This is a genomic window from Pseudaquabacterium terrae (genome assembly GCF_013266755.1).
Taxonomy (GTDB): Bacteria; Pseudomonadota; Gammaproteobacteria; order Burkholderiales; family Burkholderiaceae_C; genus Pseudaquabacterium; species Pseudaquabacterium terrae.
The window spans coordinates 481358-492910 of the sequence record NZ_JABRWJ010000005.1; the positions used below are offsets into that span (position 1 = coordinate 481358).

General features: G+C 70.5%; 8 protein-coding genes. 2 read left to right on the top strand and 6 right to left on the bottom strand.

The features are described from left to right. Positions 1-80 precede the first annotated feature (80 nt). The 6 genes from HLB44_RS18215 to HLB44_RS18240 all read right to left on the bottom strand — a co-directional run bounded on the left by HLB44_RS18215 (position 81) and on the right by HLB44_RS18240 (position 9992). Positions 81-1115, bottom strand: coding sequence for an AraC family transcriptional regulator (locus tag HLB44_RS18215; RefSeq protein WP_173125104.1), 1035 nt, complete (start codon positions 1113-1115; stop codon positions 81-83). Between the two features lie 84 nt (positions 1116-1199). Continuing rightward, the gene (locus HLB44_RS18220) at positions 1200-1499 is read right to left on the bottom strand and encodes a hypothetical protein (protein ID WP_173125112.1); all 300 of its coding nucleotides are present in this window, start codon (positions 1497-1499) and stop codon (positions 1200-1202) included. A gap of 108 nt (positions 1500-1607) precedes the next feature. Beyond that, complete coding sequence (locus tag HLB44_RS18225; RefSeq protein WP_173125120.1) at positions 1608-3278, bottom strand: diguanylate cyclase; 1671 nt, start codon at positions 3276-3278, stop codon at positions 1608-1610. 76 nt (positions 3279-3354) lie between these two features. Next, positions 3355-4359, bottom strand: a complete 1005-nt coding sequence (locus HLB44_RS18230) for an alpha/beta hydrolase (RefSeq protein WP_173125122.1) — start codon at positions 4357-4359, stop codon at positions 3355-3357. Further along, positions 4359-8336 (bottom strand): phosphoribosylformylglycinamidine synthase, encoded by a 3978-nt coding sequence (purL, locus tag HLB44_RS18235; protein ID WP_173125124.1) that lies wholly within the window; start codon positions 8334-8336, stop codon positions 4359-4361. Before purL ends, HLB44_RS18230 begins: the two co-directional genes overlap by 1 nt. 87 nt (positions 8337-8423) lie before the next feature. Continuing rightward, complete coding sequence (locus HLB44_RS18240; protein ID WP_173125126.1) at positions 8424-9992, bottom strand: methyl-accepting chemotaxis protein; 1569 nt, start codon at positions 9990-9992, stop codon at positions 8424-8426. A gap of 333 nt (positions 9993-10325) precedes the next feature. On the opposite strand from HLB44_RS18240, the gene HLB44_RS18245 reads away from it, so the two are divergent. Then, positions 10326-10697, top strand: coding sequence for an ANTAR domain-containing protein (locus HLB44_RS18245; RefSeq protein WP_173125128.1), 372 nt, complete (start codon positions 10326-10328; stop codon positions 10695-10697). Positions 10698-10744: 47 nt separating this feature from the next. Continuing rightward, entirely contained in the window at positions 10745-11548 is an 804-nt protein-coding gene (gene map, locus HLB44_RS18250) for a type I methionyl aminopeptidase (protein ID WP_173125130.1), read from the top strand. Positions 11549-11553: the final 5 nt, after the last annotated feature.

Sequence of the window (11553 nt, forward strand, 5' to 3'; positions counted from 1 at the left end):
GCTTTCAGAAGCGGCTTGTGCCGAATCGGAAGACCCCGGGGAAGTCCCAAGGCGGGTGTCGCGACCGCGACAGCGAGGCTTCAGCGCGGCGGTATCAGCGGCGAGCGCCGCAGCGTCTGGCTCGGCGTTTCGCCGAACCGTTCGCGGTAGCGCGCCGCGAAGCTGCCGAGCTGCAGGAAGCCCCATTGCACGGCGATCTCGGTCACCGTGACCTCGCCGCCGGGCGCCATCAGCGCCTCGTGCACGCGGTCGAGCCGGTACTGCTGCAGGTAGCGCAGCGGCGAGATGCCTAGGTGCTTCTCGAAGCCGAGCGCCAGCGCACGCACGCCGACGCCGGCGGCTTCGGCGATGTCGGCGATGGAGGGCAACTCGGCCGCATGGGCATGGATGAAGTCGCGCGCGCGCCGCGTCGACGCCGGCAGCGCGGCGGGCTGCTCGAGCGTGTGGGCGTAGTTGTTCGGCCAGGCGAGCAGGATCTCGTACAGCGCGGCATCGCGCAGGCTGCGCTCGAGCCGCCCTGCCGCGGCCTGCGCGTAGGCCGGCGTGGCCGCCAGGTGCGACATCACGCGCAGCAGCGCCGCGGTCTGCGGGCTGTTGGCCGCCACGCGTTCCTCGAAGCGCAGCGCGTGCGAGAGGTCGGAGCCGAGCAGCGAGCGGCAGGCGGCGATCATGTCGGCCTGCGTGACGCGCAGGTTGCGCATCTCCATGTCGGCCGACATCGTCAGCCGCTGCACGCTGTCGGGGGCCATCACCGCGGCCTCGCCGGGCACGTACGGACGCTGCTGCACGTCGGTCTGCACCAGGCCGCTGCGCAGGTACGAGAACACCCAATGGCCGTGGGCCTGCGACATGCTGGCCACGGCGGGCGAGCCGTAGCGCACCTCGCCCAGGTGCAGGTGCGCGAACTCGAAGCCGCGCAGCCGCATGTTCAGCGCCGTGCCGCCATCGAGCCGCAGCGCATGCGGACCGTAGACGCGCGACAGGTAGGCCTGCGCATGCTCGGTCTCGCGGGTCTCGAACAGCGAGACGAAGCGCCGGTCGCCGAGCACCGCGTCGACCTCGGTCGACGACAGGGCGGCTTCATGCGGGGCTTGCGACGTTGCGGCGGCGGCCATGCCGCGTTTTAGGGCAATTCCCGCCCGGCCGCCATCAGGCCGAGCGCGGCTGTTGTGTATTTGTTCTGGCGAGCGCTCGCGGGCCTACTGCATCGCGACGCCGTCGATGCGGTCGAGCCGCAGCACGATGCGGGTGTACTGCTGGCTGCGCATCTCGACCCATTGCCCGGCCTCGATCTTGACCACCGCGCCGCCGATCTGCTGGCCGCCGACGTAGACGTAGATGCCCTTCTTGCTCTCCTGTGCTGCGGCCAGCGCCTGCTCGATGCCCTTGTTGACATCGGCGGCCTGCGCGGACCAGGGAACCGTGCTCAACGTGCACAAGGCACCGGCCAGCGTGGCCAGTCGGGCATGGCGCAGCGTGCGGGCGGAAACGGTCTTCATGGGGTGGGCCTCTCGGGTGGATCGTCAGTGGTGAAAGCGCGCCATGCTCGCAACGGCCGGTTTCAACCCGGCTTCAGGCGCGATTCAATTGCAGGCGGGCCGGGGGCGTCAACCGGCCATCACCCGGTTGCGCCCGCCGCGCTTGGCGGCATACAGCGCCGCATCGGCGCGCGCCATCAGCGGGCCGCTGTCGTCGTCCGGGCGCAGCGCGGCCAGGCCCAGGCTGATCGTCAAGGCCAGGCCCGGCTTCGCGTCGTCCCAGCGGTGGCATTCGACGGCTTCGCGCAGCAGCTCGCACTTGTCGGCGCCCTGCTCGATCGTCGCGCCCGGCAGCACCAGCAGGAATTCCTCGCCGCCCACGCGCGCCAGCAGGTCGGAGCTGCGCGTGTGCTGGCGCAGCAGCTGCGCCAGCGCGGCGAGCACGCGGTCACCGACCGCATGGCCGTGCTCGTCGTTGATGCGCTTGAAGTGGTCGACGTCGAGCATCACCAGCGCCAGCGGCGTGCCGGCGCTGCCGGCGGCGCGCAGCAGCGCGGGCAGCATTTCCTCGATGATGCGGCGGTTGTGCAGTCCGGTCAGCGGATCCTCGAGTGCGGCGCGGGCCATCGCCTCGGCCTGCGCACGCAGGCGGTGCTGCTCCCCCTCGAGCTCGATGGCCCGCGCGCGCTGGGCCTGCGCGTCGTCGCGCGCCAGCGCCAGCTCACGCTTGGCCTTCTCGTACTCCAGACGCTCGAGCAGCACGCGCGCCTGCGCGTCGGCGCGCTGCACCAGGTGCTCGCGCTCGAGCCGCGCATGCTGCTCGTGGTGCTGCAAGGCCTCGGCCGGACGGCCGAGCGCCTTGTTCGAGGCGTACAGCGCGTGCTCGACCTTGCGCCGCATGTCGGTGTTGCCTTCGGCCGGCAGCGCGAGCAACAGCGCAACGAGCTTCTCGACCGCCTCGACATGCTGGCCGCCGCGCTGCAGCAGGCAGGCCAGGTCGTAGCGCGCCGTCAGCTCGAAGGGCCGGTAGCCGTGCAGCTCGGCGAGCTGGTGGTATTCGGTCAGCAGCGCCGTCGCGGCCTCGATGTCGTCGTCGTGCGTCAATGCCTCGGCCAGGTTGCCCAGGGCGACGACCTCGCGGTGGGTATTGCCCGAGCGCCGCGCCAGCGCCAGCGCTTCGGTCGCGTGGCTGCGGGCGGCCGTCGACGCCGCGCGTGCGGCATCGACGTTGCCCGCGCGCAGGTGGCAGTCGGCGGCCACGAGGGCATTGCTCGACAGGTTGCACATCGCCGCGAACTGCTCCTCCTCGCCGCCGTGGCTGCGCGCCAGGGCCAGGGCCTCGTGCAGGTAGCGGGCGGCGAGCTCGGGGTCTTCGAGCGCCTCGTAGGCCACGCCGATGCGGTTCAGGGCCCAGCTTTCGATGCGCCGGTCGCCGGACTCGCGCGCCGCGGCCAGCGCGCGCACCGCGGTGTCCAGCGCATCGCGGTACAGGCCGAGCGCGACGAAGGCCATGCACAGCGAGACCAGCGCCTCGCCTTCGCCGGCGGCATCGCCGAGCGCGCGGTACAGCGCCAGCGCGCGGTTGGAGGTATGCACCGCGGCCTCGGGCTTGCCGAGCCGCCACTGGTTCAGCGCCAGCAGCCGTGTCGCCAGCGCGCGCCCGGCGTCGTCGCCCGGCGGCAGCAGCACCAGCACCTCTTCGCAGCGCTGCAGGCCGTCGCGGTGGTTGCCGCGCCGCACGGCATCGAGCGCCAGCTGCAGCAGCGCTTCGGCCGGATGCAGGTCGCGGTTCCTGGCCATGGTCGAGTCCAAGGTCGCGGCAGTATCGGCCGCGACAGCGCGTTCAACAAGGCGTGCCGGCGCGGCCGGCCGGCATTCAGGGGGGAGCGCCGAAGACGACAGCGAGGAACGTGACGAACTCGGCAAAGCGCGCTTGCAGCAAATACATCGCGTCGTGCGGATCGACGCCGGCCGGCGTGTCGACGATCAGCGCCGCGCCATAGGCGCAGGACGGCATCACCGCGCAGGCCGCGCTCGATTGGCGCGGCTCCACCAGGGTGTCCGCGGCGCCGTGCAGGAACAGCGTCGGCGGGAAACGGACCGGCGTGCCGGCGATGGCGGTGATCGGCGATGCTGCCGTGCGCTGTGCGCTGGTCGGCTCACCGCCGAACAGGTTGCGCAGGATGCCGGGCACGCTGGGGTGCGACAGCGGCGCGCCGGCGCGCAGGTCCCACGGGCCGGCGATCGAGACGATCGCATCCGGCTGGCTGTGCAGCAGTGCGCCGGCGGCCGTCGGCGGCGCGTCGGGTGCCAGTTCACGTGTCGTGCCCAGCATACCGACCAGGTGCCCGCCGGCCGAGGCGCCGACGACTGCGATGCGCTTGCGGTCGATCTGCAGCGCATCGGCATGCCGGCGCAGCTGCCACATCAGGTTCTTCAGGTCGACCATCTGCGCCGGGAACGCCGCGCGGTGCTGCGGCAGCCCGAGTCCCTCGGTCGGAAACGTGCCTTCGGTGCAGCCGTCGCGCGCGCCCGGCGAGACGATGCGGCCGCCTTCGATGACCGCATCGGTCACCGGCGCCAGCCGGTACGAAGCGCTGCCCGTGACGACGCCGAAGGTCTGCGCCAGGTAGTGGGGCAGGCCGCCGTAGCCGTCGCGGTTGCCGCAGGTCCAGCCGCCGCCGTGCACAAAGACGATCACCGGCCGCTGCGTGCCATAAGGCGACGACTGCGGGCTGTAGACATCGGCCTTCAGCGGCAGCTCGCCGACCAGTGCGTAGGTGTAGGTCGTCTTGGTGACCGGATGATCGGCGCGTGCCGGCGTTGCGCAGAGCACGCCCGCCACGGCCAGCACGAGCGCCAGCAGGTGGTGGATCTTCATCAGCCGAGTCGCTTCCTGGCGTTGCCGAACATCCGCATCCACGGGCTGCGGGCCGACACATCGCCGGGCGACCAGCTCATCAAAACGTTGCGGAACACCCGCTCCGGGTGCGGCATCAGCACCGTGAAGCGGCCGTCCGGCGTCGTCACCGAGGTCAGGCCCTCGGGGCTGCCGTTCGGGTTGAACGGGTAGGCCTCGGTCGGTTCGCCGTGGTGGTCGACGTAGCGCATTGCACGCTGCACCTTCGCCGCATTGCCGCGCTGCGAGAAGTCCGCATAACCCTCACCATGAGCGACCGCGATCGGCAGCCGGCTGCCGGCCATGCCGTCGAAGAAGATCGACGGGCTTTCGAGCACCTCGACCAGGCTGAAGCGCGCCTCGAACTGCTCGCTGCGGTTGCGCGTGAACTTCGGCCAGGCCTGGGCGCCGGGGATGATCGGGCTCAGCGCGGCCATCATCTGGCAGCCGTTGCACACGCCGAGCGCGAAGCTGTCGGGCCGTGAGAAGAACGCGGCGAAGGCTTCAGCCAGCGCCGGGTTGAAGAGGATCGAACGCGCCCAGCCCTCGCCGGCGCCGAGCGTGTCGCCGTAGCTGAAGCCGCCGCAGGCGATGAAGCCGGTGAACTGGTCGAGGCGCGCGCGGCCGGCCTGCAGGTCGCTCATGTGCACATCGAAAGTCTCGAAGCCGGCCTGCGCCATCGCATAACTCATCTCGACATGCGAGTTGACGCCCTGCTCGCGCAGGATCGCGAGCTTCGGCCTCGCGCCGGTGTTGACGAAGGGCGCGGCGATGTCTTCGGCCGGATCGAAGCTCAAGTGCTGGTGCAGGCCCGGATCGCCATCGGCGCCGACGGCCGCATGTTCGGCATCGGCGCAGGCCGGGTTGTCGCGCTGGCGCGCGATGCGCCAGCTCACCTCATCCCAGGCTTGCTGCAGCGCGCTCAATGGCGCGCTGAACTGCGCCTTGGCATCCCGCCAGAGCTCGACCACGCGGCGCTCGTTGGTCTTGCCGATCACGTGGCTGTGCTTGGACAGGCCGTGCGCGCGCAGCACCGCCATCACCGCATCGCGGTCCTCGCGCTTGACCTGGATCACGGCGCCCAGCTCTTCGTTGAACAACGCCTTCAGCGTCAACTCGTTGCGGCGCTCGCTCACCTGCGAGGCCCAGTTCTTCGAATCGCCGAACTCGGCGCGGCTGTCGCTGATGCCGTCGCCTTCGGTGACCAGCAGGTCGACGTTGAGGCTCACGCCGAGCTGGCCGGCGAAGGCCATCTCGCACACCGCCGCCCACAGGCCGCCATCGCTGCGGTCGTGGTAGGCGAGCAGCTGGCCGGCGCCGCGCAGCTGGTTGATCGCGGCGACCAGCGCCTTGAGTCGCGCCGGATCGTCGAGGTCAGGAACGACATCACCGAACTGGCCGATCACCTGCGCCAGCATCGAACCCGCCATGCGCTGCTTGCCATTGCCGAGGTCGATCAGGATCAGGCTGGTGTCGCCGGGCTGCAATTGCGGCGTCAGCGTGCCGCGCACGTCGGCCAGGCTGGCGAAAGCGGTGACGATCAGGCTGACCGGCGCGGTGACCTGCCGGTCCTGCCAGCGCGTGCGCATCGACAGGCTGTCCTTGCCGACGGGGATGCCGATACCCAGAGCCGGGCACAACTCGAGGCCGACCGCCTTCACCGTGTCGTACAGCGCGGCGTCTTCCCCCGGCTCGCCGCAGGCGGCCATCCAGTTCGCGCTCAGCTTGATGCGCGAGAGCTCGATCGGCGCGGCCAGCAGGTTGGTGATCGCCTCGCCGACCGCCATGCGGCCCGAGGCCGGCGCATCGAGCGATGCCAGCGGCGTGCGCTCGCCCATCGCCATCGCTTCGCCGCGGAAACCGGCGTAGTCGGCCAGCGTCACCGCGCAATCGGCCACCGGCACCTGCCAGGGCCCGACCATCTGGTCGCGGTGGTTCAGGCCGCCGACGGTGCGGTCGCCGATCGTCACCAGGAAGCGCTTGCTCGCCACCGTCGGATGGCGCAGCACGCTGAAGGCGACTTGGTCGAGCTTGACGCCGGTCAGGTCCAGCGGAGACTCGGTGCGCGCGATGCGCTGCACGTCGCGCTGCATCTTCGGCGGCTTGCCGAGCAGCACCTCCATCGGCATGTCGATCGGGCGCTCGCCGCCGGGGCCGTCCTCGAGGATCAGGTCGGGCGCGTCGGTCGCGATGCCGACGATCGCGAACGGGCAGCGCTCGCGCGCGCACATCTGCTCGAACAGCGGCAGCAGGTCGGGGTCGATCGCCAGCACATAACGTTCCTGGCTCTCGTTGCACCAGGCCTCCTTCGGCGCCAGGCCGCTCTCTTCGAGCGGTACTTTTCGCAGGTCGAAGCGGGCGCCCTTGCCCGCGCCGTCGACCAGCTCGGGGAACGCGTTGCTGATGCCGCCGGCGCCGACGTCGTGAATCGCCAGCACCGGATTCGTCTCTCCGAGCCCCCAGCAGTGGTTGATGACCTCCTGCGCGCGGCGCTGGATCTCCGGGTTGCCGCGCTGCACCGAATCGAAGTCCAGCGCCGCGGTGTTGGTGCCGGCGGCCATCGAGCTCGCGGCGCCGCCACCCATGCCGATGCGCATGCCCGGGCCGCCGAGCTGCACCAGCAGCGTGCCGGCGCCGAAGGGCCGCTTGTGCGTCTGCCCCGCGTCGATCGTGCCAAGACCGCCGGCGATCATGATCGGCTTGTGATAGCCGCGCATCACGCCGGCGACATGCTGCTCGAAGACGCGGAAGTAGCCGCCCAGGTTCGGCCGGCCGAATTCGTTGTTGAACGCAGCGCCGCCGAGCGGACCCTCGGTCATGATCTGCAGCGGGCTGGCGATGTGCTCGGGCTTGCCGACGGGGTTGCGCTCCCAGGCCTCGGCAAGGCCGGGCAGGTTCAGGTTCGAGACGCTGAAGCCGGTCAGGCCCGCCTTCGGCTTCGCGCCGCGGCCCGTGGCGCCTTCGTCGCGGATCTCGCCGCCGGCGCCGGTCGAAGCGCCCGGGAACGGCGAGATCGCCGTCGGATGGTTGTGCGTCTCGACCTTCATCAGCACATGCGCGGTCTCGGGCCGCGCGCCGTAGACCGGCGCGTTCGTGAAGCCCAACGGCCGCCAGCGCTCGAGCGGCCCGCCTTCCATGACCGCAGCGTTGTCCGAATAGGCGACGACGCTGTGCTGGCCCGAGACCTTCTCGGTGTGGCGGATCATGCCGAACATCGACAGCGGCTGCGGCGCGCCATCGATGACGAACTCGGCGTTGAAGATCTTGTGGCGGCAGTGTTCGCTGTTGGCCTGCGCGAACATCATCAGCTCGACGTCGCTCGGGTTGCGCTTGAGCGTCTTGAACGCGTCGACCAGGTAGCGAATCTCGTCGTCGCTCAGCGCGAGGCCGAATTCGCCGTTGGCCCGCACCAGCGCGGCGCGGCCTTCGCCCAGCACGTCCACATGGGCCATCGGCGTGGCCGACTGCTCGTCGAACAGGTGGCGCGCGGCCTCGCGCTCGAAGGCCACGCTCTCGGTCATGCGATCGTGCAGCAGCGCGGCGCAGGCCTGCAGCTCGTCGGCACTCAAGGGCTTCGCGCTGCCGAGCAGCGGGGACTTCAGTTGCAGGCGGAATTCGGTGATGCGCTCGATGCGGTGGATCGTGAGACCACAGTTATGCGCGATGTCGGTCGCCTTGCTGGCCCATGGCGACACGGTGCCCAGCCGCGGCATCACGACGACCAGCGTGCCCTCGGCGCCGCCGTGGTACGGATCGCCGTAGCGCAGCAGGCCTTCCAGCTTGTCGAGCGCGCCGCGATCGAGCGGCTGGTCGCTCCAGGCCCAGTGCACATGGCGCGCGGCGACGCCGGTGATGCGTGGGCTCGCCGCCTGCAGCCGCGCCAGCAGCGCCTGCGCGCGAAAGGCGGAGAGGGCATCGCCCCCCTCGAAGTGCATCAGATGCTTGGGCGCGACGGTCATGCTGGGCGGGCGACGGCTGGGGGAAACCCGGGATTGTAGGGACCCCGCCAGGGCCGGCGCCGCGCCGTGCCCCCCCGCAGACAGGCGCTACGCGAGCTGCGGCGCCGCCTCGTCGAGCCGAAACACCGCCACCGCCTCGACCAGCCGCTGCGCCTGCTGGCGCAGACTTTCCGCGGCCGCCGCCGACTCCTCGACCAGCGCGGCGTTCTGTTGCGTCACCTCGTCGAGCTGGCCGATCGCGGTACCGACCTGGCCGAGGCCGGTCGACTGCTCGAGCGTTGCCGCAGTGATTTCGGCGATCAGGTCGTCGACGCGCCTGACCTGCGCGACGATGTCGCCCATCGCCTGGCCGGCACTGCCGGCCTGGGCGCTGCCGAGCTCGACCTTCTCGGCGCTGGCGCCGATCAGCGTCTTGATCTCGCGCGCGGCCGCGCCGCTGCGCTGTGCCAGCGTGCGCACTTCGGCAGCGACGACGGCGAACCCGCGGCCCTGCTCTCCGGCGCGCGCCGCTTCGACGGCGGCATTCAGCGCCAGGATGTTGGTCTGGAACGCGATGCCGTCGATCACGCCGATGATGTCGCCGATGCGGCGGCTGGCGTCGCTGATCTGGTCCATCGTCTGCACCATCTCGGTGACGACGCCGCCGCCGCGCTGCGCCGCTTCGGTCGCCGAGCGGGCGAGCTGCGCGACCTGGCGCGCCGAGTCTGCCGTGTTCTGCACCGCGCTGTTGAGCTGCTCCATCGATGCCGCCGTCTGCTGCAGGCTCGACGCCTGCTCCTCGGTGCGCTGCGACAGGTCCTGGTTGCCCACGGCGATCTGCCCCGAGCCGGTGGCGATCGAATCGCTGCTGCGGCGCACGGTACCGACGACGCCGGCCAGGCTGCTGTTCATTCGGGCCAGCGCGGCGAGCAGCTGCGCCGTCTCGTCGCGACCGCGGACCTCGATGCGCGAGCTCAGATCGCCCGCGGCGACGGTCTCGGCCACGCGCACGGCCTCGCCGATCGGCCGCGTGATCGAGCGCGTCAGCCACCAAGCGAAGCCGGCGCCGAGCAGCACCGACGCGGCACCGAGCGCGATCAGCAGCCAGTGCGTCCGGTCGATCGTCGCCTCGATGCCGGCGCCGGCCGTCGTCACGATCTTGCTCTGCAGCTCGGACAGAGCCTTCGCCTCGACCTGCAGCGCCTCGATCGCCGGCAGCGTCTGCCCGGTCAGCTCCTTCGTCGCCTCGTCGCGCTGGCCCTGCGCCAGCAGCCGGTCGACCTTCGAGAACGACTCGACGTAGACCCCTCGCCGCTCCTTCAGGCGCCCGAGGATCGCCACTCCCTCGGGCAGGTAGACGAGCTTGTCGAGCGTCGCGACCGCCTCGGTCACCGTCTGCCGGTTGCCCGCGATGAGCTCGCGCAAGCGTGCGAGCTCGCGCTTGTCGTCGGTGAAGAACAGCTGCATCGTGCGCTGCGCATTGCCGCGCGCCGTGGCGTAGAGCGTCGCGGCCGCCTCGGCCTTGACCCATTCCTTGTCGATGATCGCGGCGGCGTCTTCGCCGATGTGGTCGAGGCGCGTGACGGCCACGGCGAGCATGCCGGACGACAGGCTCAGCACGATGGCGAAGCCGGCGCCGAGCCGGGCGCCGATGCGCCAGTTGCGGATGAAGTTCATGAGACCTCCCTGCGAGGGCTCGCATGTCGCGGGCTCGGGAGTCCACTGGGGACTCGCGCCGGCGGACGAGCCGGAACACGTGGGCAACGGGGTCTCGGTTGCGTGTGACGGGCATGGTGCCGGGCGGTGGGCGCGGCCGATCGCCGGAACAACGGCGATGACACGGTGCTTTCAATCCGATCGATGCAGTCAGGTATGCACTGGTTGACATTGCTCAGCCCACGCCAAGGGCGGATGATGTTCACTTACTAAAGCGGTTGCAGTCGCAGGACCCGGCAGTTCACCCGGCGCGGCGCTTCCAGATCCGCCGCGCCTCGAAGAGCGGTTAAGGAAATGAAGCGACCCCGATTCCAGGTGACCGTGGCGGACACGGCCTTGCGCGACGAGCTGGCGCGGCTGCTGCTGGCGGCCGGCTACGAGGTCCGGCTCGATCCGGACGACCGCCACGATTCGGACTTCGCGTTGCTCGAGACCAGCGAGCTGGCCCAACAGCACGCCTCGTGGCAGCAGTCGATCCAGTCCAGCCGCAGCATCGCGACCGCGGTGGGCATGCTGATGGAACGCCACCGGCTGTCGGGCGAGCACGCCTTCGATGCGCTGCGCCGCCAGGCGCGCGACCAGCGCACGCAACTGGTGCAACTCGCGCGCGACATCGTCGCCGGCACCGCGCACCTGCTCGCGCCAGGCCCACCTCCCGCCAGCTGAACCCGGCCGGCCTCGTGCCTGCAGGCCGGGTGGGATAATCCCGCCCCATGTCGATCACCCTGAAAACCGCGGCCGACCTGGAAGGCATGCGCATCGCCGGACGCCTGGCCTCCGAAGTGCTGGACATGCTCACGCCCCACGTGAAGCCCGGCGTCAGCACCGAGCAGCTCGACAAGCTGGCCCATGACCACATCGTGCATGTGCAGGGCGGCACGCCGGCGCCGCTGAACTACGCGCCGCCCGGCTACATCCCCTACCCCAAGTCGATCTGCACCTCGGTCAACCACCAGGTCTGCCACGGCATCCCGAACGAGCGGCCGCTGAAGAACGGCGACATCGTCAACATCGATGTCACCGTCATCAAGGACGGCTGGCACGGCGACACCAGCCGCATGTTCGTCGTCGGCGAGGGCTCGATCGCCGCAAATCGCCTCTGCAACTTCACCTACGAGGCGATGTGGAAGGGCATCGCGAAGGTCAGGCCCGGCGCGCGCCTGGGCGACATCGGCCACGCGATCCAGATGTTCGCCGAGGCCAACGGCTTCTCGATCGTGCGCGAGTTCTGCGGCCACGGCATCGGCCGCAAGTTCCACGAGGAGCCGCAGGTGCTGCACTACGGCCGCCCCGGCACGCTCGAAGAGCTGGTGCCCGGCATGATGTTCACGATCGAGCCGATGATCAATGCCGGCCGGCGCGAGATCCGCGAGATGGGCGACGGCTGGACCATCGTGACGAAGGACCGCTCGCTGTCCGCGCAGTGGGAGCACACGATCGCCGTCACCGACACTGGCTACGAAGTGCTGACCTTGTCCGAAGGCTCGCCCAAGCCGCCCGCCTTCATCACCGGCTGACCCAG